Below are 21,399 nucleotides of genomic sequence, written 5' to 3' on the forward strand. Positions count from 1 at the left end.
ATAGAAAAATCAAGGGAAATGAAACCCTTGATTTTTTCTATCTTTATTTAAAAGCGTTTTTCAAACCTTCAACGGCACCTTCTACAGCACCTTTAGCATCTTCAACTACTTCTTTTGCCTTAGCAACTGTCTTTTCTACAGCGCCTTCTGCTTCAGTCTTGCTATCCCCAGTAACTTTACCAAATCCTTCTTTGATAGCGCCTGTTGCTTGTTCCAATTTGTTTTCAAGTGACATATGATTGTCTCCTTTTGCTTTATTCCGATAAGTGTTATCGTTGCTTTAAGTATATACTTATTATGTCATCAAGTCAAACAAACTGCTCAGAGCAGAATTCTATGCTAGATAAAAACTTAGACTCTCCTTGTCAAAATCGACGACTAACTCATACTTTCCATCTTCCTTTTGCACAATATAGCCTAAGATAACTAAACTATCCACAAAGATATCACGGCGTTTCTGCATCAGTTGGTCTTTTTTGAGAAATTTTAGCAAAAAAGTCGTCATATATTTGAGAGCATACTCAGGATTAACATCTCCTAAAACGGCATAGAGTTCCTGCTGTTTTTCTGTCAAAGGATACTGATGTTTGACCTTGTAGAAATAATTGGAAAGGGTCATTTTAGTTCGCGCAAAGTCCGTCTTTTCAACTAAAATAGCTGCATTGGTTTGATTGCGCAATTCCGTCTCAAAACGCTGCTCCAACAAGGCTTGATAGATCGGGCTATCTTCGCTGACAAAAATCTCTTGATCCAGTTCGAGACTATTGAGTGATTCAAGCATAGGAAGATTGAGATAATAGCGCTTATTTTCCCTTAGAATCAAGCCAGCCTTTATATACTCTTCCATGAGTTTATCAACTGCAACATCTGGAAATTGAGCCTTAATTTCTCGCAAAATAACATCCTCATGCTGGTCCAGATAGCGGATCAATTCTCTAAAAAATGGCTGTCTCGTCAAACGAGATGGATTAAAAATCTGAATCATGAAGATTCCTTTCTTTACATTCTAACAGAGGCGATGCTGCCAACTGACTAGGACTGGTCCCAGCTTGGTTCAGAGGAACAGGAAGACCTATTTCTCTGTAATATTCCCTCCAAAAATCACTAATGACCTGCTCCCCATCTCCAAATTTCATAGGAATCGCTTCAAAAATGGGGAGGATTTCTACCATATACTGAGAACAATAAAAACCAATTCCATCTGGATAGAAAGAAGCATTGTAGGGTGCTCCCAGATGTTTGCAAGCTTTTTCCTTCACAGACTGGATATCTAATTCTGGATAGACATAAATGTCGTACAAATGATTAGACTCAAAGAAGTCTGCCGGTTCTTGACAAACCACACCAGCATGTTCACTAGCATGGTAAATCATCCCATCCAAATAAATGGCAACATGATTATAGTTACCTGTGGAAGTCTGAATTGCCTGTCCCATGTCCGACCCATCTCTCACAAAAATCAAATCTCCATTTTCTAACATGCTTCACTCCTAGAAAAAAAGGAGCCGAAACTCCTTTCGATATAATTCAAACTCTTAAGCATTGAAGCTTTCAGTCAATTGAGGTACCACTTGTTTCTTACGTGAAACAGCACCAGCAAGGAAGGCATGATTGTTTTCAAGTTTGAAGTTGAAGGCTGCTTCAACCTTATCCATATTGGCACCAAGAGCCAAGATTTCTGAGTTTGAGTTGACGATATCTGTAATCATCAAGACAAAGTCAGAATAACCATTTGCTGCGTTAGCAGCTTGCATTGCAGCTTCGATTTCTGCTTGACGCTCCAAAACTTCAGCGATATCAACTGTGTTTACTTGAGCAACACGGACATTATTTCCGTTCAATTCAAAAGTTTTAGCATCGATGTCAATCAATTCTTCAGCAGATTTGCTAGCCAAGTTGGTACCAGCTTTCAACATAGCCAAACCATATTCTTCCAAGTTCACACCAGCCAATTCAGCCAATTCAGGAGCAATCACTTTATCCGTTGGGTGTGTTGTTGGTGATTTCAAAAGAAGGGTATCTGAAATCAGACCTGAAAGCATCAAACCTGCAATCTCTTTAGGCACAGCTACACCATGTTCTTTGAACATACGGTAAACGATTGAAGACGCTGATCCAACTGGCTCCAAACGCATGTAAAGTGGGCTTGCAGTTTCAAAGTTAGCCACGCGGTGGTGGTCTACAACACCATAAACTTCTACTTCAGCGATATCTGATACAGATTGTTGGAATTCATTGTGGTCAGTCAGGATAACTTGCTCTGCGCCTTCTGCTTTAGCAGAAGTGATAACACGCGGTGCTTCCACACCAAAATAGTTCAAGACAAAGGCTGTTTCTTCATTTGGAGTTCCAAGGGCAACAGCTTCCGTATCCAAACCGTAAGCTTCTTTTGCAAGGTAGGCAAAGGCTACAGATGACCCGATGGCATCTGAGTCTGGATTTTGGTGACCAAATACTAGAATCTTAGACATGATAATACCTCATTTTGTTTATTCTCTTTATTGTAGCATTTTTTTCGCTTTTTGACAAAAGTAAGAGGAGTCAAAGGACTCCCCGCTACTCTTCAAAATAACTGAGCAAATTTCTATCTTGATTTTCAGATAAAAATTGCTCCTTCTGTAACCTCTTCTTACGCTTTAGAAGGGCTTCAGCCGACATGGCTTCTGCCTTACTGGCAAAACCTTGAGCATAGATGAGTTTGACTGGCAAGCGTGCTCGTGTGTATTTGGCTCCCTTCCCACTATTGTGGACAGCGAGGCGTCTTCTCACATCAGTCGTATAGCCTGTATAGTAAGATCCATCACGACACTCCAGCACGTACATATAAGCCTTATGATCCATAATAAATCTCTTCGAGTTCCGGCGTATAAGAGCCATCATCATTGTGGACAATGAGAGGTGGCAAGACCTTAAAACCGCTTGTTGAGCCATCCTTGATAGCCTCAATCAAAAGCATATTGGCTTCCTTTTCTCTTTTTGGATAAACAAACTGCAGGCGCTTAGGGGCTAGATTATGCCGTTGTAAGGTATCCAAAATATCCAGAAGTCGATCAGGACGATGAACCATGGCCAACCGTCCATTAGACTTGAGAATACTCTGGGCACTACGACAGATTTCCTGCAAATTGGTCGTGATTTCATGGCGCGCCAAGAGATAATGTTCGCTCTCGTTCAGGTTTGAATGAGGATCCACCTTGAAATAAGGCGGATTACACAAAATCATATCCACCTTACTTCCCTGTATACGAGAAGGCATATTTTTCAAATCATCACAGATGACCTCCATCTGCTCTTCCAAACCATTCAAACGGACAGAGCGTTCAGCCATATCCGCCAAACGCTCCTGAATCTCAACAGCCAAAATCTGTGCCTGAGTACGGGTGCTGGCAAAAAGCCCCACTGCTCCATTCCCAGCGCAGAAATCCACTATCAAGCCCTTTTTAGGAAAACGTGGAAATCGTGACAAGAGAACACTATCCACCGAATAGCTAAAAACCTCTCTATTTTGAATGATTTTAATATCTGTCGAAAAGAGCTGGTTAATGCGCTCTCCTGATTTTAATAATTGTTCTTCTTCCATGGTTCTATTATAGCAAATTTATATTAACATTACAAATAATATAGATTTCTAACTAATTCTTCTGCTTCTTCAAATGTTGAAGGGCTTCCTTGGTCCAAATTGGCATCATTCTTTTGAGAGGCGCAAAGCCGTAGTTAAAGCGGTCGCTTGAAAAGCGTCTCCGTCTCGGAAACTGGTGCTTTTCTTCCTCCAAAGTGCGGATAGAAAGACTAGCTTTCCCTGTAAATTCATCTAAATCCACTACCTGAACCTGAACCTCTTCATCGACTTTCAAGGCTTCATGGATATTTTCAATAAAGCCTGTCCGAATCTCTGAAATGTGAATCAGCCCCGTATCACCCGTCTCTAGCTCAACAAAGGCACCGTAGGGCTGAATCCCTGTAATACGGCCCTTTAGCTTATCACCGATTTTCATCTTAGTCCTCGATTTCAATTGTTTCAATCACAACATCTTCAACTGGCTTGTCCATAGCCCCTGTCTCAACAGCAGCAATGGTATCCAAGACAGCGTAAGAAGCTTCATCAGCTAGCTGACCAAAAACAGTATGACGACGGTCTAGGTGAGGTGTCCCACCTTGGTTGGCATAGATTTCTGCGATCGGTTCTGGCCAACCTCCACGAGCAATTTCTTTCTTAGAATAAGGCAAATGTTGATTTTGCACGATAAAGAACTGGCTGCCGTTGGTATTTGGACCAGCATTGGCCATGGAAAGAGCACCACGGATATTGTAAAGTTCTTCTGAGAATTCATCCTCAAATGATTCGCCGTAGATTGACTCGCCACCCATACCAGTTCCAGTTGGATCTCCACCTTGGATCATAAAGTCCTTGATAATACGATGGAAAATGACACCATCATAGTAGCCATCTTTTGAAAGAGCTACAAAGTTAGCTACTGTTTTAGGAGCATGTTCAGGGAAGAGCTTAATACGCAAGTCTCCATGATTAGTCTTAATAGTCGCAAGAGGACCTTCTACTGTTTCAATGTCTACTTGTGGGAAATGCAATTCTTTTTCTACCATACCAAATCCTTCTAAGGCATCAAAAATGCCATCTTCTTCTAATGTTTTTGTAATATAATCTGCTTTTTCTTTGATGTTATCATGAGAAATTCCCATTGCAACGCTGATTCCAGCATAATCAAAGAGTTCCAAGTCGTTGAGTCCATCTCCAAAAACCATGACGTTCTCTGGTTTCAAGCCAAGGTGTTCTACAACCATTTCCACACCCATCGCTTTGGAGCCTGAAATCGGAACAATATCAGACGAATGTTGGTGCCAACGAATCATGCGAAGTTTGTCTGAGAGACTATCAGGCAAGTGCAAGTCATCTCCCTTATCTTCAAAAGTCCACATTTGATAGATATCTTCTTTTTCATGGAAATCGGGATCTACATCCAAATCAGAATAAATTGGATTGATCGCTTCACTAATCATATCGGTGCGAGTCGACAACTTGGCATCATGACTCCCAACCAAGCCATACTCAATTCCCTCTTGCTTAGCCCAAGAGATATACTCCTCAACATCTGACTTCTCAATCTGATGCTGATAAATGACATGACCTTTTTTATCTTCGATATAAGCCCCATTTAAGGTCACAAAAAAGTCAGGCTTGAGATCACGAATCTCTGGCACGACACCAAAAATCCCTCGTCCAGAAGCAATACCTGTCAAAATTCCTTTCTCACGTAATTGCTTAAAAACAGTTGGGATTGAAGCTGGAATAAAACCTGTCTTGGAATTTCTCAATGTATCATCAATATCAAAAAAGACAATCTTAATCTTTTTTGCCTTGTATCTTAATTTCGCATCCATATCACTACCTCTTTCAATCTAACTCTTTCCATTATACCATAAAGTAGCTAAATCCCACATCCCCAATAAAATCCTTGTCTCTTATCCGAATTCCTTTACTAGATACAAAACCAAATCATCATTATTTTGGCTAGTTGCATTCATTTCCAAGGGTTGATTTCTATACCAGACACCTGTCCCATCTGGAATGTAGCCCCGTCTGATATACAATCTCTGGGCAGGGCCATAGCCTAAGTGCAAACCTACACCAAGAGTAACCTTACTCGAAACAACCTTGACTCGTTTTTCTGCTTCTTCTAGCAGTTGATTCCCAATCCCTTGATTTCGAAAAGGCTCAAACACATTAAAATCTGATAATTCTGGATAGACTTCTGCAAAAGGACCATGTTTAGCAGAGGGCAAAATGGTAACGTAGCCCGCTACAGCACCATCAATCTCTGCAACTAAGACTTCTCTCTCCCCACTTTCCTGTTCCAGAAAATATCTAGCCAAAATTTCCTCTCTACCAGGCCAACCTTGATTCATAAATCCATGAGATAAGGATTCAATATCAGACTTAATCATATTTCTAATCGTACAATTCATCTTTGACTTACCCACCTTTACTCTTTTTATTACCATTATAGCACGCCAAGGTCAGAAAAAAACTATCTCGTGAAAAAAGACCCACCCGGGTCTTAATTCGCTTTCTTGTTTCCAAGCTCATGAAAAAGAGGTCCACCCGGACCTCTTTTTTAATCTTCGTTTACGAAAGGCATCAAAGCCATTACGCGAGCGCGTTTGATAGCTGTTGTTACTTTACGTTGGTTTTTAGCTGAAGTTCCTGTTACACGACGTGGAAGGATTTTCCCACGTTCTGAAACGAAACGGCTAAGAAGCTCAGTATCTTTGTAATCAACATATTCAATTTTGTTTGCTGCGATGTAATCAACTTTTTTACGGCGTTTGAATCCGCCACGACGTTGTTGAGCCATGTTTTTTCTCCTTTATAATTTTAGTTGTCCATTAGAATGGTAAATCATCATCTGAAATATCCAATGGATTTGTTGCTCCAAATGGATTTTCATCACGTGAAAAGTCTGGTACTGAATTTGTAGGCGCTGAATAGTTTGAACTTGGTGCAGAATAAGCTCCACCTGTATGACCTTCACGCACACTACGGCTTTCCAACATTTGGAAATTCTCAGCCACGACCTCTGTCACGTAGACACGTTGTCCTTGCTGGTTATCGTAACTACGAGTCTGGATACGACCTGTCACCCCGATAAGTGAGCCTTTTTTAGCCCAGTTAGCAAGGTTTTCAGCCTGTTGGCGCCACATAACGACATTGATAAAATCAGCCTCACGTTCGCCATTTTGACTCTTAAATGTACGGTTTACTGCAAGAGTAAAAGTCGCAACTGCTACATTTGATGGGGTATAACGTAACTCAGCGTCACGTGTCATACGCCCTACAAGTACAACATTGTTAATCATAGTTTACCTTCTTACGCGTCAGTTTTGACGATCATGTGACGAAGAATGTCAGCGTTGATTTTTGAAAGACGGTCAAACTCTTTAAGAGCAGCGTCGTCGTTTGCTTCAACGTTAACGATGTGGTAAAGTCCTTCACGGAAATCTTTGATTTCGTATGCAAGACGACGTTTTTCCCAAGTTTTTGATTCAACAACAGTTGCACCGTTGTCAGTCAAAATAGAGTCAAAACGTGCTACCAAAGCGTTTTTAGCTTCTTCTTCAATGTTTGGACGAATGATATAAAGAATTTCGTATTTAGCCATTGATATGTTCCTCCTTTTGGTCTAATGACCCCCAGACTTTGCAAGGGGTAAGTGAGGTTCGCTCACAATAAACTATTATACTAGAAAACAATTTTTTACGCAAGTAAAAACACTGAAATGCGAAAAAACGCCACATGGGCGTTTTCCTGTTCTTATGGTTTAATACGGTGCAACATACGTGGGAATGGAATAGCTTCACGGATGTGCTTTGTTCCTGCTGCGAAGGTTACCATACGTTCGATACCGATACCAAATCCTCCGTGTGGAACTGTACCGTATTTACGAAGGTCAAGGTAGAATTCATATTCTGTACGATCCATACCAAGTTCATCCATCTTAGCTACAAGAGCATCGTAGTCTTCCTCACGCATAGAACCACCGATGATTTCTCCATAGCCTTCTGGAGCAAGCAAGTCTGCACAAAGCACGCGCTCTGGATTTCCAGGAACTGGTTTCATGTAAAATGCCTTGATGGCTGCTGGATAGTTCATGACAAAAGTTGGCACACCAAAGTGGTTTGAAATCCACGTTTCGTGTGGTGAACCAAAGTCATCTCCATGCTCAAGATGTTCGTAGTCAGCGTCTTCATCATTTTCATGTTCTTGCAAGAGGTCAATGGCTTGATCGTAAGTGATACGTTTGAATGGCTCTGCAATGTAGCGTTTCAAGAGTTCTGTATCACGTTCTAAGGTTTCCAAGGCTTGAGACGCACGGTCAAGAACACCTTGAAGAAGAGCTTTAACATAAGCTTCTTGCAAGTCAAGTGACTCATCATGTGTCAAGTATGAGTACTCTGCATCCATCATCCAGAACTCAGTCAAGTGACGGCGCGTTTTTGATTTTTCAGCACGGAATACTGGACCAAAGTCAAAGACACGACCAAGAGCCATAGCACCTGCTTCTAGGTAAAGCTGACCTGATTGGCTCAAGTAGGCTGGAGTTCCGAAGTAGTCCGTTTCAAAGAGTTCAGTTGAATCTTCAGCCGCATTCCCTGACAAAATTGGGCTATCAAATTTCATGAAGCCGTTCTTGTCAAAGAACTCATAAGTTGCATAGATGATTGCGTTACGGATTTGCATCACAGCTACTTGCTTACGAGAACGAAGCCACAAGTGACGGTTGTCCATCAAGAAGTCTGTTCCGTGTTCTTTTGGTGTGATTGGGTAGTCTTGAGATTCACCAATCACTTCGATGTCTGTGATATCTAACTCATAGCCAAACTTAGATCGCTCATCTTCTTTGACAATACCTGTCACATAAACAGAAGTTTCTTGGCTCAAGCGTTTGATGACATCAAACTTTTCAGCTCCTACTTCTTCACCAAATTTTTCGATAAAGTTTGGTTTAAAGGCCACACCTTGGAAGAAGGCTGTTCCGTCACGCAATTGCAAGAAGGCGATTTTCCCTTTTCCTGATTTGTTGGCAACCCAAGCGCCAATCGTCACTTCCTGACCAATATAGTCTTTTACATCAATAATCGTTACACGTTTTGTCATTATTTTTCCTTTTCTTTTATTTTTCCATAAATACTTTCAAGCGTTTAACTGCTTCTTTAAGCGTGTCTAGGTCTGTCGCATAGCTGAGGCGCACATTTTCTGGCGCTCCGAATCCTGCTCCTGTTACCAAGGCCACTTCAGCTTCTTCAAGGATAGCAGTTGTAAAGTCTGTCACATCCGTATAGCCTTTCATCTCCATGGCCTTTTTGACATTTGGAAAGAGATAGAAGGCTCCTTGTGACTTAACGACTTCAAAACCAGGAACCTCACATAATAGCGGATAAATGGTATTGAGACGCTCCTCAAAAGCCTGACGCATGCTTTCTACAGTATCTTGCTCACCTGATAGAGCCTCAACTGCTGCATACTGGGCTACTGCTGAAGGGTTGGAGGTTGTTTGACCTGCAATCTTGGACATGGCAGCGATAATGTCTGCTTCTCCGACGGCATAGCCAATCCGCCAACCTGTCATAGCATAGGTTTTAGACACACCATTGATGACCACTGTTTGCTTGCGAATCGCTTCCGATAGGCTAGAAATGGGTGTAAACTCATGACCATTATAGACCAAGCGCCCATAGATATCATCTGCTAGGATGAGAATATCCTTTTCTACAGCCCAGTTTCCGATTGCCAAAAGTTCCTCACGGGTATAAATCATACCTGTCGGATTGGATGGTGAATTCAGCACCAAAACCTTGGTCTTGTCTGTTCGAGCTGCTTCTAACTGCTCTACAGTTACCTTAAAGTCATTGTCCTCTTTAGCAGGAACAAAAACTGGAATACCCTCTGCCATCTTGACCTGGTCTCCATAGCTGACCCAGTAGGGTGTTGGGATGATAACTTCATCACCTGGATTGACCACAGCCATAAAGAAGGTATAGAGAGAATATTTAGCTCCAGCAGCGACTGTCACTTGATTCGGCGCTACAGAATAGCCGTAAAAGCGCTCAAAATAGGCATTGACCGCCGCTTTGAGCTCTGGCAGACCTGAGGTTACTGTATAAAAAGAAGCACGCCCATCTTGAATCGATGCAATGGCGGCATCTTGAATATTTTTTGGAGTAGTGAAATCTGGCTCACCCAAGGTTAGAGATAGGATATCCCTTCCCTCAGCCTTCAGTGCTTTGGCACGGGCTCCAGCAGCCAAGGTCACACTTTCTTCCATTTCTAAAACACGGTTGGATAGTTTCATAGGCCCTCCTTATTGACCAATGCTCCTGTTTCAAAATCTACTAGATAAAAATCAGAGCCTGACTTGACTTCCCAGATTGGCTTGTCTTGATAACGGCCAAAGGTAATCTTGTCAATCTCACCAGCTCCTCTTTCCTTAGAAAGAGCTTCTGCTTTTTCTTGTGAAATACCCTGATTTAGCTGATAAACGTAAATCTTATGGTCATCTTTTCCAATCAGGACAGCAAGCGATTCTTGCTGTTTATTACGACCAAGAACACTATAATAAGATTCCAAGCCATTGTATAAGTCAACCTGATCAGTCTGCTCTAATCCTGCATACTGCTGAGCTAATTTTTCTCCTTCACTTTTAGCTGTTTGATAGGGTCTCATGCCAAGAGAAACCAGGTACAGAAATGAAGCACTGATAACCACAAACAAAATCGTCATCCCTAGACCATACTGCCACAGTAGATTATTTTTTGCTTTATTTTGTCTTTTTTTCACTCGTCTATTTTACCATCTATTGGGCTTTATTACAAGTGAATGCAAGAACAATCACATTTTATTTCTCCCTTCAAGCAAAATAGATTTTTCTTAGTTAAAACCGAGCAAGAAAAGTAATGACAGCTCCAAAATCAACCTATTAAAAAACCTGAGCTTGACACTCAAGTTTTCGTAATTTTTTTTGATCTATGGAATCACTTTATCATCCATTCTTTTAGCCATTTTTCCTAAAAATATAGCCAGTAGAAGGCTAATCAAAACTAAAAAGAAGCCTAGATAAAGAAATGTTACTACAAAGCCTAAATGGTCAATCAACCAGCCTGTCAGTGGAAAGAACACAATCATACTCAAGCTAAACATCATAGAGTAGACACTCAGCATGGTTGCCCTTACTTCACTTGGGAGCCGCTCTTGCAAATCATTGTCAAAAATCGGCTGAAAAAGAGCATATAGAGCATTGCTAATCAAATAAATCAAAATATAGATTAGAGGTGTTCCAAAATAGGACAACATATAGGTAACTCCAGTCAGCAGGACGAGGACAGGGAAAAGCTTCAAGGCGGCATAGTTCTTTCCAATCCTACTCGCTAGATAGACTGCAAGGATATTCAAGAGACTACCAAGTAGCATAACTGCTGAAATTTGCCAACTACTTAAATCTGGTAACTGATTTTGATAGTAAAAATAAAACATGCACATGAGTGTTCCGACAATCTGAGATAAAATCATCCAGTTGAAGAGCATGGGATTTCGCTCCAACTCTTCCTTAACGGTCCAAATAATCTGTTTCATGGTCACACTATCAGATTTTTCTAGCTTGACAGTGGGCTCTTTCAGCATCCAAATCAGGAAAAGAACTATAATAGAAGCGGCAATCATGACATAGTAGGTCAGATGCAATTGACCATGGACAAAAAATCCCGCCAACACTGTCCCCAAAGACCGAGTTCCTTCTGCTACTCCTGACATAAAACTTGAAATAGATAAGTAACGCTCCTTTAGTCCAGCCTCTACAGCCGAGTCATAGACCATTGCTGCGCTTGTGCCTGAATCAAAATTATAAGACAAGGCACTTACCGCCATCGCTAAGGCATAAATCCAAAAATTTCCCTGCCCAGCCAACATAAGAATAGAAGACACAATCCCTGCTATACGACTTAAATAAAGGTTGGTCTTATAGGAATAGCGGTCAGCTAACATTCCAGATGGAATTTCACAGATAAGACTGGTCGTATGAAAGATACTTTCCAGAAGTCCAATCTGCCAAAGAGACATGCCGTTTTGACTGAGAAAGAGAATCCAAAAACTGGTAATCCCTAAAAATGCAAAAAACTCAACTCCGGCCATCAGACCAATATTTTTCCGATAATTTCTTATTAACATCTTTTCTCCTTAACAAGTGTATTATTATTTCTTTTGTCCGTCACTTGTTAACCTATGCCTTACATGATCTCCACTCCTTTTAGAAGCATTCTTCAATGCCATTATTTTCGTTTAATTGTTTATGAAATGATACCGGAAAAACTGGTCTGTAGTTTCTATTGCGCGTTTTCTTGTTTATTTTAGCACTTATGTCATCATATTACAAGAGAACATAGGAGTACTCTTCGAAAATCAAATTCAAACAACGTCAGCTTTATCTACAACCTCAAAGCTGTGCTTTTAGCAACCTGCGGCTAGCTTCCTAGTTTGCTCTTTGATTTTCATTGAGTATAAGTAACCAATTCTATTTCTCCCTTCAAACAAAACCGATTTTGAAAGTGATACAATTCTTACTTTCCAGTCTCAAGTGACTAGAGTTTCATCAATTTTATAATTTTCAAATAAACTCTGAGCAAATTTCTTGCAAGTCCTTTTGTTTTGTTGTAATATATTTTATAACAACGAGAGAGTTCTCGGAAATTTAAGAAAAAGGAGACACATCATGTCTAAAAAAGTATTATTTATCATCGGATCACTACGTCAAGGCTCTTTCAACCACCAAATGGCGCTCGAAGCTGAGAAAGCACTTGCTGGTAAAGCAGAAGTTAGCTACCTTGATTATTCAGCCTTTCCTCTCTTCAGCCAAGATTTGGAAGTTCCAACTCACCCAGCTGTAGCTGCTGCTCGTGAAGCAGTTCTCGCTGCGGATGCTATCTGGATCTTCTCTCCAGTCTACAACTTCTCTATCCCTGGAACAGTGAAGAACTTGCTTGACTGGCTATCTCGTGCCCTTGACTTGTCTGATACACGCGGTGCTTCTGCCCTTCAAGACAAATTTGTCACAGTATCATCTGTAGCCAATGCAGGTCACGATCAACTTTTCGCTATCTACAAGGACCTTTTGCCATTTATCCGTACACAAGTCGTTGGTAATTTCACTGCTGCACGTGTTAATGACTCTGCCTGGGCAGACGGAAAATTGGTTCTCGAAGAAACAGTCCTAAACTCACTTGAAAAACAAGCAGAAGACTTGGTCGTAGCAATTCAGTAAAAAATAGAGAATTTTAAGAAGTCTAAATCAATTATAGCCACCTCATAAGGTGGCATTTTTAGACTCAATCAAAATTTTCCGACAAACATCAGCCATCCAAAAAAACCTTGAGCGTTACCACTCAAGGTTTTTAGCAGTCTTTTCCATCATAGGAAAACCATTCTAAGAATATTCTTTCATTCGAGATCTATCACTTATCATCTTCTTTCGAGAAACTAATGACTGCTTGTTGCTGATTAATCTTCTTTTCTTCGACCTACATATAGGCTCAATAGAATACCGCTACCTAGAAGAACAGAGATATAATCAGATTGGCTTCCAGTTTCAGGTAATTTGTCACCATGATTTTCTTTACCTGTAGTTGGTGCTACTGGGTTAGAAGTTAATGGTGTTACCGGTTGAACTGGTACATTTGGATTTGGTTGTGTTGGAACTTCAGAAATGTTTGAAGTTGGTTTGTCATTGACTTCTGGCATACCAGGTACTCCGCCATTAAATTCTGGAATTTCATGAACTGGAGGTGTTGGCATTCCTGGAACTTCTGGATTAGGAAGTTCATTGACTTCAGGCATACCTGGCACACCACCATTAAACTCTGGAATTTCATGGACTGGTGGTGTTGGCATTCCTGGAACTTCTGCTTCAGGAAGTTCATTCACTTCTGGCATTCCTGGTACTCCACCGTTAAATTCTGGTACTTCGTGCACTGGTGGCGTTGGAATTTCTGGAAGTTCTAATTCTGGTTTTTCATAAACCGGAGGATCAAGTGGTGTTACCCCTCCTGTATATTCCGGTAATTCATTAACTGGTGGAACTGGTTTGTCATTTGATGGTGTTACTGGTTTATCTTTGCAACCACATTTACCATCTTTTCCGTCTTTAACAACTGTTTTTGTCACAGTTCCGTCAGAATTGATGATTGTGATTGTATGACTACCATTTCCATTATCTTCAACAGAAACTTTTGGTGATTTACCATCTTTACCGTCTTTAATCACCATTTCTGTCTTACTTCCATCTGGATTAATGATTGTAACAACGTGAGTTCCATCGTTATTATTTTTAACAGTTACAGTGGGTGAAACGCCATCTTTACCGTCTTTACCATCTTTGATAATAGATTTGTATTCACGGCCATCAGAATCAACAATTGTCAATGTGTGAGTTCCGTCTCCGTTATCAACGATGTTCGCTTTTGGTGATTTACCATCAAAGATTGTAGTTGTCGTTTCTTTACCATCAGCACCTGTCACCTTAATAGTGTGCGAACCGTTGTTGTTATCAATCACTTCAAGTTTTGGTGATTTACCATCACGAACTATAGTTGTTGTAGTTGTACCGTCTGAGTTCACAACTGTGATAGTGTGAGTACCATCTCCGTTATCCACAACCTTAGCAGTTGGTGATTTACCGTCACGAACTGTTGTTTCAGAAACAGTACCATTACCGTTTTCTACATGAATTGTGTAAGTACCATCATGGTTGTCAGTAACAGTCGCTACTGGTGATTTACCATCTTTAATGATTGTTTCAGTAGTAGTTCCATCACCATTTAGAACTGAAATCTTATGAGTTCCATTTTGTTCGTCAGTAATAGTAACTTTTGGTGATTTACCATCACGAACTGTGGTTTCAGTTGTCACACCTTCTGGATTTGTAATAACGATCGTATGACTTCCGTCTCCATTGTCACGAACAGATGCGGTTGGAGTACGTCCGTCAACACCGTCACGTCCATTTTTCACAACAAACTCATTCTTAGTTCCGTCTGGGTTAGTGATTGTTACTGTGTGGCTTCCATCTGGATTTTCTGTTGTAGTTGCTGTTGCAGCTTTACCGTCTTTACCATCTTTGATGATAGCGTTGGTAACATTACCGTCTCCATCCGTAACTTTAACAGTATGAGTTCCATCTCCGTTATCCGTTACTTCAACTTTTGGAGTCTTACCGTCTTTACCGTTTTTAACAACTGTTTCTTTAGTTGTTCCATCTGGATTTGTTACAGTGATTGTGTGGCTTCCATCTGGGTTTTCTGTAGTTGTGATAGTTGCAGTTTTACCGTCTTTACCATCTTTAACTTTAGTTGTTGATTCAGAACCATCAGGGTTTCTAACAGTAATAGAGTGTGTTCCATCTCCATTGTCCGTTACATTTACAACTGGTGATTTACCGTCTGCTCCGTTTTCACCTTTGTCGCCTTTTTCACCTTTAAGTCCATCAAGAACTGTTGCAAGTGGTTTTGTAGGATCTAATGGTTGTCCTGGATTTGCTGGATCTTCTACATAAATCTTAGTCTCGTTACCTTCTTTTTTAGCAACTAAAGATTTTCCATCTTTACCATCTTTACCGTCTTTAATATTAACAGTTACTGGATCTTTCCCTGGAACAGTAATTGTTACATCTGTGCTCTTGCCATCTGCACCTGGTTTTGTAGTGATTTCTGGAGTTTTACCATCTTCACCTTTATCACCTTTAGGTCCTTTGATGTTGCCTGCTGGTTCCCATGCATTGTTCTTCTTAACGAAGACATCGCCTGTTTCAGTATTAACGAAGCTATCTCCATCTTTGCCGTCTGTAGCTTTTGGATCTACTTTTCCGTTTAATACTTCTTTACCATCACGACCAGATGCTCCATCTTTGATCATTTCTGACCCTAGAAGTTCATCAGTTCCTGGAGTATATTTGCCGTCTCCATTTTCATCTGTGTAGAATGTTACGATTGTGTGAGATGGATTTCCATTTTGTCCTTCAACACGTAATAAGTCAACTTTTGGAGTTTTCCCATTTAGACCATTTTCTCCATTTTTAACATTTACTGTCACTGGATTTTTCCCTGGTACAGTGAATGTAATATCAGAACTGTTTCCATCTTTACCAGGTGTAACTGTTACTTCTGGAGTTTTTCCGTCTTCACCTTTTGGACCTTTGATGTTGCCTGCTGGTTCCCATGCATTGTTCTTCTTAACGAAGACATCGCCTGTTTCAGTATTAACGAAGCTATCTCCATCTTTGCCGTCTGTAGCTTTTGGATCTACTTTTCCGTTTAATACTTCTTTACCGTCACGACCAGATGCTCCATCCGCACCTTTTGCTCCATCTTGTCCATCTTTAACTACTGTTGTTTGAACAAGTGTGTCTGTTCCTTCTGTGTAGTTTCCGTCGCCATCTTTGTCAATGTAGAAGGTTAATGTAGTTTGTTTCTTCGCTTCATCTCGTTCTGCTTTGACTTTTGGTGTTTGTCCATCTGCACCGTTTTTTCCATCAGTCCCATTGTAAACATCTTTTGTATTTAATATAGTATCTCCTTCATCAAACACATCATTATTGTTTTTATCATCATAAACAGTAATTTGAATTCCTGAACGACTTGATACACCTGCCGATTCGGCAGATTTTGTTATATCTTCTACTTTAATTTTCGGAGCTCTACCGTCCTTACCATTTTCACCTTTGTCACCTTTTTGACCTTGTTCTCCTTGAGGCCCTCTAATATTACCGATTTTCCCCCAAGCTCCATCTCTCTTTTTATACACATCTCCTGTTGTAGCATCAATGTATGTATCACCATCTTTACCATCTTCTGGCCTTGGAGCTATAATTCCACTTAATAATTCAGCTCCTCTTATAGCATCTTTACCATCATTACCATTCTCTCCTTTTGGAGCAGGAGGAATAACAGTACTTGATATCAACTCATCACCTTCATCAAATACACCATTATGATTATTATCATAATATGCTTTTATTTCGGTTCCCGCATATTCACCTGATGGTTTAGGTTGAGTTGATGGTGGTTGTGATGCTGTTGAACCTGCAGTTGCTGGTTGTGAACCTGTTAAACCTGTAGTTGATGGTTGTACTGTTTCTGATGACTCAGTTGCACTTCTATCTTCATCTGGTAATGCTCTTCTATTTCTTGCACTTCTTGATGTTCCAGAAGGTTGTGAATTAGAAGTTGATCCAACACCTCTTCTAACTGCTTCCACCAATGCATTTAAGTCAATAGTTGGTGTACGTCCATCTTTACCATCTTTAATGTTAACTGTTACAGGCTCTTCTCCAGAAACTGTAAATGTAATGTCAGTACTATGACCATCTTCTCCACGAGCAGTTGTCACTTTAGGAGTTGCACCCTTATCACCTTTTTCACCTTTGGCTCCATCCGCAATTACAACTTCTTTTAGTTTTGTATCGCCTGCATCAAATTCGTTGTTATCATTTTGGTCATAATAGAATATAACGGTCGTTGTTTTATCTGCGTCATTTCGTTGAGTCGCAACTAATGGACTTGCTCCATCGAAACCATCTCTTACAACAGTACTTGTAACATTACCTCTACCGTCGTTAATCGTGATAGTATGAGTGCCGTCATCTTTATTATCTTTAACGGTTACGGTTGGAGTTACACCGTCACGACCTGCCTGACCTTGGTCTCCTTTTTCACCTTTAGCTCCAGTGAGTCCACGTTCACCTCGGTCTCCTTTTTCACCTTTAGCTCCAGTTAAACCGCGCTCGCCTTGGTCCCCTTTTTCACCTTTAGCTCCAGTTAGACCGCGTTCGCCTTGGTCTCCTTTTTCACCTTTAGCTCCAGTGAGTCCACGTTCGCCTCGGTCTCCTTTTTCACCTTTAGCTCCAGTTAGACCGCGTTCACCTTGGTCTCCTTTTTCACCTTTAGCTCCAGTTAAACCGCGTTCGCCTTGATCTCCTTTTTCACCTTTAGCTCCAGTTAAACCGCGTTCACCTTGGTCTCCTTTTTCACCTTTGGCTCCATCTTTAATAGCAATTTTTTGAACAAGTTCATCTACACCTTCTGTATAAACCCCGTTGCCATCGTTATCAAGATAGAAAGTAAGATTATTTGTATCACCGACTTTATTTTGATCAACACGTGGTTTTACTGTATCGATTAGCTCTTTAGCAACACCAATTTGCAGAATACGTGGCTTAGCTTCTTTAGTGACACTATTACTAATTGGCAATCCTAAAATTGTTTCGTTACCAAATCGATGGACTTTATAGGTAATTTGACGTTGTCCTTTTTCACCTTCTCTGACTAATCTAGTTTGGCCTTCTGGCAATTTACTAGTTGGAAGGTAGACTGTTTGGAAGTCAATGTCTTCTGTAACAACCTTGTTACTAGAACCACCATTTGGATTGGCATCCAAGTATAGTGGGTTTGCTCTATAATAATAGTTAGAGTTACTGTATGGATCATTGCTAGTAGCGGCACCGCCACCACCTTGATCCACGTTAAAAGTAACAGGTTTCAAACGGACAGACAAATCACCATTTGGATTGTTGATTGGCAAACTGAATCTGATTGTCTGTTGCATACTTGTTTCAGTAGCAGAGGTCATAGTATATCCTGAGTGAGATACGAAGTTGGCACCCTGGCTAATAGGTTTTGATTGCTCTCTTAATCTTGGAGTTGTGATAGTTGCATTTGAAGGATTTCCAAATCCATCCCCTTTATCCAAGATAAAGTTATTATTAACAAATTCACCTGGACCAGAATATTGAATTGTGAAATTCAATCTATTACCTTGACGTACTGTCGTCACATCGTAATGAATTGAATTACCACCACGTGCGTTCCCGTAGCCACGAAAACTGTAACTACGACCAGATTGACTGATATCTGTAAATGCAACTGTATTCCCAGAACCTGAGACAATCGGGTTGGCTGGATTGCTAGCCGCTCTAAAACCACTATGCCCCTTCTCCAAGTCTTCCTTACGGATAGCTGGATTTTGGCGAGCATCAGAAAGGCTTAAACCTGGTTTCAAGATTTCATTAGTAGATGCTGGAGCTGAAGTTGTTTCTACTTTGGCAGCTGTGCTAGCTGGCAAAACAACACTATCAAGAGCTGAACGATTAGTTGTAGGAGCTTGCTTAGTTTCTTCTTCTGCTTCATCTGCATCAGCTTTCTTCGCTACAGAAGTTTCTGATACAGTTCCTTTATCAGAGTTAGAGCGGAGTTCCAGTCCAATGACAGCTGATTGAATAGATGACTCCGCTGCTGATAATTCAGCTTCAGTTGCATCTGCTTTCCCAAGCAAACTTTGACCAGCTTGGATACTTGCTTTCAAGTTTGCAGCACTAGCTTCTGTATATAATTTTGCTTCTAATTTTTTTGCACGCGAAAGAGCCGTTAACAATTTTGATTTATCAACTGCACTTTGATGAGAAACTTCCTCTTTTTCCACTTTAGGTTCTTCAACCTTTTCTACAGTTGCCTTAACAGCTTCAGATTTAGCTGGAGTCACCTCTACTGGATTAACAACAGTTGGAGCTGCGTAGGTAGTTTCTTTCTTAGCTGTAGAAACTTCTGCTGGTTTAGTAGTTTCTGCTATCTTATCAACAGAAACACTGTTAGTTGCCTCAGGATTTTGTTCCTCTGCTTGCGTATTGACAGCAGTTCCCAAGACTAAGGCTGTTCCGAGCAGTACACTAGCTGCCCCAAAGTGATACTTACGAATAGAAAAACGTTGTTGCATTTTATACCAATCAAATGATTTTCTCTGTGCCTGTTTCATATTCTTTACCTCAATATAATTTTATACTATACAATTTACATCTATTTTTTATATAATTCAATATGGTTTTACAGATTAATATATAGTATTTTTTCCCTCAAGATTCATTTAAATTGTTCTAATCAAAGTGAATTTACTGACAAAAAAATGATTCTCATATTTTGGTACAAATAGTACAGAAAAATAATATAGAGGTAAAAATGTAATCGCAAAATCAATACAAATATTCCATTAACATTTAATTGCCCTCCTATATTCGATTCATAAATATTGTTTTAAGATCAAATCGGATTATTATCCATCTTAACAATATCAATATTAGCATTTTTATTATAGACTATGATATAATGAGCTTAGGAGGATAGAACCCTATGAGATCTCTATTATCTACAAAAGAACAACGACAATTGCGACTACTTGAAATACTCATTCAGGAACGAGATTGGATACGTCTAAACGAGTTAGCACAAACTTTAGAATGCACCGAGCGTATCCTGAAAAATGACTTAAACGAACTACGAACAGCATTCCCAACTTTCAAAATTCAATCTTCTATCAATGGCATTATGCTAAATCTAGATACAGCGGCAAGTATAGAAGATATTTATATTTATTTCCTCAGTCATTCCCAATCTTTTCAGTTATTAGAATATATGTTTTTTAACGAAGGATTGCCTATTTACCGAACTGTAGAAAAACTGCATTCTAGTAATGCCAATCTTTATCGTTTAGGAAATCGAATCACCACCATTCTCTCGAAACAATTCCAAATTGAACTGTCTTTTACTCCAACATCCCTGAATGGAAATGAAATCGATATTCGCTATTTTTATGCCCAATACTTTTCAGAGCGATATTATTTTCTAGACTGGCCTTTCCCAGATATTTCTGAAAAAGTCATAACAGAGTTCGCTGACTACTTCTATAAATCCACAAATTACCCAATGCGATTTGCAATCTATAGAATGTATAAGCTGATGCTCGCAATTAGTATTCATCGAGTAAAAAATGGACATTTCATTGATTTGCCGAATCATTTTTACCAAGACTACTATCCTGTTTTAATGAATTTACCAGATTTTGAGGACAAGCTTGCATACTTCTCTCAACAATTTGGACTGGAAATGACTCCAGATATTGTGGCCCAAATTTTCATTTCCTTTCTTCAAAATGATATTTTTCTAGATCCACAGCAATTCTTTGATTCTCTAAATAAAAATGATGAATCTCGCTATTCTTATCAGTTATTAAGCCAAATTTTGGAACGATTATCTAAAGCATTTAATATTAAATTTGCTAATCATGATGAACTCATTTGGCACCTGCACAATACAGCTTATTTTGAAAGACAGGAAACCTTTTCAACACCACTCTTATTTGAGCAAAAGAGAATTACACTAGAAAAATTCAAGGTCTATTTCCCAGACTTTATGGAAAGTGCTCGTCAAGAACTGGCTCAATATCGACAAGCAATTGGACAGCATGACCATCCTGAACAGTTGGAACACTTGATGTATACCATCTTAACCCATACTGAAAACCTCTCTACTCAGTTGTTAGAAAATCGACCACCTATCAAGGTTTTGATTATCAATAACTTTGACCATGCTATCTCCCTTACCTTTGTTGATATGCTTTCCTATTACTGTAATAACCGTTTTACCTTCGATATTTGGGATGAATTAGAAACAAGTCCTGAGATTTTAAATCAGACAGATTACGATATCATCGTGTCTAATTTCTACATTCCAGGGATTACCAAGAAGTTTATTTGCCGAAACCATCTATCAATCATGGATTTGGTTAATCATCTTAATACTTTATCAAATGAGATTCATTTTTCTAACTCTTTATAGACTAAGCAATAGTTGGAAAAGAAATCGTAAAACTCCTAAAAAAAAAAACGCATCATATGTACTGATCCCAAAAAGTTGGACAAATAATTATTGAAAGGATTTAGTTCTGTATTGGACAGGACTAAGTCCTTTTAGTTTTACCTTAATTCGTTTGTTGTTGTAGTAATCGATATAGTCTATAAT

At 39.8% G+C, this 21,399-nt stretch carries 20 protein-coding genes; 2 read left to right on the forward strand and 18 right to left on the reverse strand.

What is annotated here, in order from left to right:
• Positions 1-43: 43 nt before the first annotated feature.
• The 16 genes from FJR77_RS02755 to FJR77_RS02830 all read right to left on the reverse strand — a co-directional run bounded on the left by FJR77_RS02755 (position 44) and on the right by FJR77_RS02830 (position 11,734).
• Complete coding sequence (locus tag FJR77_RS02755; RefSeq protein WP_000051184.1) at positions 44-235, reverse strand: CsbD family protein; 192 nt, start codon at positions 233-235, stop codon at positions 44-46.
• Between the two features lie 99 nt (positions 236-334).
• Positions 335-985 carry a DUF1803 domain-containing protein gene (locus FJR77_RS02760; protein ID WP_140833064.1) on the reverse strand — a complete coding sequence of 217 codons (651 nt, stop codon included), beginning with the start codon at positions 983-985 and terminating at the stop codon, positions 335-337.
• Entirely contained in the window at positions 969-1,481 is a 513-nt protein-coding gene (locus tag FJR77_RS02765) for a YiiX/YebB-like N1pC/P60 family cysteine hydrolase (RefSeq protein ID WP_140833062.1), read from the reverse strand. The genes FJR77_RS02760 and FJR77_RS02765 overlap by 17 nt, the downstream gene beginning before the upstream one ends.
• Positions 1,482-1,535: 54 nt before the next feature.
• A complete protein-coding gene (locus FJR77_RS02770; RefSeq protein ID WP_000036049.1) occupies positions 1,536-2,471 on the reverse strand; it encodes a manganese-dependent inorganic pyrophosphatase in 936 nt (311 codons plus the stop codon).
• Between the two features lie 85 nt (positions 2,472-2,556).
• A complete protein-coding gene (locus tag FJR77_RS02775; protein ID WP_000349610.1) occupies positions 2,557-2,841 on the reverse strand; it encodes a GIY-YIG nuclease family protein in 285 nt (94 codons plus the stop codon).
• Entirely contained in the window at positions 2,831-3,580 is a 750-nt protein-coding gene (locus tag FJR77_RS02780) for a tRNA1(Val) (adenine(37)-N6)-methyltransferase (protein WP_000390771.1), read from the reverse strand. The genes FJR77_RS02775 and FJR77_RS02780 overlap by 11 nt, the downstream gene beginning before the upstream one ends.
• Positions 3,581-3,632: 52 nt before the next feature.
• Positions 3,633-3,995 carry a S1 RNA-binding domain-containing protein gene (locus FJR77_RS02785; RefSeq protein ID WP_023943268.1) on the reverse strand — a complete coding sequence of 121 codons (363 nt, stop codon included), beginning with the start codon at positions 3,993-3,995 and terminating at the stop codon, positions 3,633-3,635.
• Between the two features lies 1 nt (position 3,996).
• Positions 3,997-5,397, reverse strand: a complete 1,401-nt coding sequence (locus tag FJR77_RS02790) for a bifunctional Cof-type HAD-IIB family hydrolase/peptidylprolyl isomerase (RefSeq protein WP_140833060.1) — start codon at positions 5,395-5,397, stop codon at positions 3,997-3,999.
• Positions 5,398-5,478: 81 nt separating this feature from the next.
• Positions 5,479-5,982: a GNAT family N-acetyltransferase gene (locus tag FJR77_RS02795; protein WP_033680529.1), complete on the reverse strand. Its 504-nt coding sequence runs from the start codon at positions 5,980-5,982 to the stop codon at positions 5,479-5,481.
• 149 nt (positions 5,983-6,131) lie between these two features.
• Positions 6,132-6,371 carry a 30S ribosomal protein S18 gene (rpsR, locus tag FJR77_RS02800; RefSeq protein ID WP_000068664.1) on the reverse strand — a complete coding sequence of 80 codons (240 nt, stop codon included), beginning with the start codon at positions 6,369-6,371 and terminating at the stop codon, positions 6,132-6,134.
• Positions 6,372-6,402: 31 nt separating this feature from the next.
• Positions 6,403-6,873, reverse strand: a complete 471-nt coding sequence (gene ssbA / locus FJR77_RS02805; protein ID WP_000609602.1) for a single-stranded DNA-binding protein SsbA — start codon at positions 6,871-6,873, stop codon at positions 6,403-6,405.
• A gap of 11 nt (positions 6,874-6,884) precedes the next feature.
• Positions 6,885-7,175 carry a 30S ribosomal protein S6 gene (gene rpsF / locus FJR77_RS02810; RefSeq protein WP_001151784.1) on the reverse strand — a complete coding sequence of 97 codons (291 nt, stop codon included), beginning with the start codon at positions 7,173-7,175 and terminating at the stop codon, positions 6,885-6,887.
• Between the two features lie 152 nt (positions 7,176-7,327).
• A complete protein-coding gene (gene asnS, locus FJR77_RS02815; RefSeq protein ID WP_023943275.1) occupies positions 7,328-8,671 on the reverse strand; it encodes an asparagine--tRNA ligase in 1,344 nt (447 codons plus the stop codon).
• 16 nt (positions 8,672-8,687) lie between these two features.
• A complete protein-coding gene (locus tag FJR77_RS02820; RefSeq protein ID WP_023943277.1) occupies positions 8,688-9,866 on the reverse strand; it encodes a pyridoxal phosphate-dependent aminotransferase in 1,179 nt (392 codons plus the stop codon).
• On the reverse strand, positions 9,863-10,351 hold the full coding sequence (locus FJR77_RS02825; RefSeq protein WP_061759407.1) for a cell wall elongation regulator TseB-like domain-containing protein: 489 nt from the start codon (positions 10,349-10,351) through the stop codon (positions 9,863-9,865). The genes FJR77_RS02820 and FJR77_RS02825 overlap by 4 nt, the downstream gene beginning before the upstream one ends.
• Positions 10,352-10,537: 186 nt before the next feature.
• Positions 10,538-11,734, reverse strand: a complete 1,197-nt coding sequence (locus tag FJR77_RS02830; protein WP_140833058.1) for an MFS transporter — start codon at positions 11,732-11,734, stop codon at positions 10,538-10,540.
• Between the two features lie 541 nt (positions 11,735-12,275).
• On the opposite strand from FJR77_RS02830, the gene FJR77_RS02835 reads away from it, so the two are divergent.
• Positions 12,276-12,824 (forward strand): NADPH-dependent FMN reductase, encoded by a 549-nt coding sequence (locus FJR77_RS02835; RefSeq protein ID WP_140833056.1) that lies wholly within the window; start codon positions 12,276-12,278, stop codon positions 12,822-12,824.
• A 236-nt stretch (positions 12,825-13,060) separates the two neighbouring features.
• On the opposite strand, the gene pclA is transcribed toward FJR77_RS02835, so the two are convergent.
• Positions 13,061-19,360 (reverse strand): pneumococcal collagen-like adhesin PclA, encoded by a 6,300-nt coding sequence (gene pclA, locus FJR77_RS02840; RefSeq protein WP_140860033.1) that lies wholly within the window; start codon positions 19,358-19,360, stop codon positions 13,061-13,063.
• 371 nt (positions 19,361-19,731) lie between these two features.
• Here pclA and pclR point away from each other — a divergent pair, with 371 nt between their 5' ends.
• On the forward strand, positions 19,732-21,216 hold the full coding sequence (gene pclR, locus FJR77_RS02845; protein WP_140833052.1) for a virulence transcriptional activator PclR: 1,485 nt from the start codon (positions 19,732-19,734) through the stop codon (positions 21,214-21,216).
• A gap of 87 nt (positions 21,217-21,303) precedes the next feature.
• On the opposite strand, the gene FJR77_RS02850 is transcribed toward pclR, so the two are convergent.
• Positions 21,304-21,399, reverse strand: a 96-nt coding sequence (locus FJR77_RS02850; protein WP_138699220.1) for an IS3 family transposase, incomplete at its 5' end; no start/stop codon positions are given.

The sequence above is a fragment of the Streptococcus shenyangsis genome (genome assembly GCF_006385785.1).
GTDB lineage: Bacteria > Bacillota > Bacilli > Lactobacillales > Streptococcaceae > Streptococcus > Streptococcus shenyangsis.

What these genes read in the sequence shown, in the direction of transcription:
- FJR77_RS02790 (WP_140833060.1), bottom strand. Translation starts at nt 5,397, where the DNA reads ATGGATGCGAAATTAAGATACAAGGCAAAAAAGATTAAGATTGTCTTT.
- pclR (WP_140833052.1), top strand. Translation starts at nt 19,732, where the DNA reads ATGAGATCTCTATTATCTACAAAAGAACAACGACAATTGCGACTACTT.
- FJR77_RS02780 (WP_000390771.1), bottom strand. Translation starts at nt 3,580, where the DNA reads ATGGAAGAAGAACAATTATTAAAATCAGGAGAGCGCATTAACCAGCTC.
- rpsF (WP_001151784.1), bottom strand. Translation starts at nt 7,175, where the DNA reads ATGGCTAAATACGAAATTCTTTATATCATTCGTCCAAACATTGAAGAA.
- FJR77_RS02775 (WP_000349610.1), bottom strand. Translation starts at nt 2,841, where the DNA reads ATGGATCATAAGGCTTATATGTACGTGCTGGAGTGTCGTGATGGATCT.
- FJR77_RS02785 (WP_023943268.1), bottom strand. Translation starts at nt 3,995, where the DNA reads ATGAAAATCGGTGATAAGCTAAAGGGCCGTATTACAGGGATTCAGCCC.
- FJR77_RS02820 (WP_023943277.1), bottom strand. Translation starts at nt 9,866, where the DNA reads ATGAAACTATCCAACCGTGTTTTAGAAATGGAAGAAAGTGTGACCTTG.
- FJR77_RS02795 (WP_033680529.1), bottom strand. Translation starts at nt 5,982, where the DNA reads ATGAATTGTACGATTAGAAATATGATTAAGTCTGATATTGAATCCTTA.
- ssbA (WP_000609602.1), bottom strand. Translation starts at nt 6,873, where the DNA reads ATGATTAACAATGTTGTACTTGTAGGGCGTATGACACGTGACGCTGAG.
- rpsR (WP_000068664.1), bottom strand. Translation starts at nt 6,371, where the DNA reads ATGGCTCAACAACGTCGTGGCGGATTCAAACGCCGTAAAAAAGTTGAT.
- FJR77_RS02760 (WP_140833064.1), bottom strand. Translation starts at nt 985, where the DNA reads ATGATTCAGATTTTTAATCCATCTCGTTTGACGAGACAGCCATTTTTT.
- FJR77_RS02770 (WP_000036049.1), bottom strand. Translation starts at nt 2,471, where the DNA reads ATGTCTAAGATTCTAGTATTTGGTCACCAAAATCCAGACTCAGATGCC.
- FJR77_RS02835 (WP_140833056.1), top strand. Translation starts at nt 12,276, where the DNA reads ATGTCTAAAAAAGTATTATTTATCATCGGATCACTACGTCAAGGCTCT.
- FJR77_RS02830 (WP_140833058.1), bottom strand. Translation starts at nt 11,734, where the DNA reads ATGTTAATAAGAAATTATCGGAAAAATATTGGTCTGATGGCCGGAGTT.
- pclA (WP_140860033.1), bottom strand. Translation starts at nt 19,360, where the DNA reads ATGAAACAGGCACAGAGAAAATCATTTGATTGGTATAAAATGCAACAA.
- FJR77_RS02755 (WP_000051184.1), bottom strand. Translation starts at nt 235, where the DNA reads ATGTCACTTGAAAACAAATTGGAACAAGCAACAGGCGCTATCAAAGAA.
- FJR77_RS02765 (WP_140833062.1), bottom strand. Translation starts at nt 1,481, where the DNA reads ATGTTAGAAAATGGAGATTTGATTTTTGTGAGAGATGGGTCGGACATG.
- asnS (WP_023943275.1), bottom strand. Translation starts at nt 8,671, where the DNA reads ATGACAAAACGTGTAACGATTATTGATGTAAAAGACTATATTGGTCAG.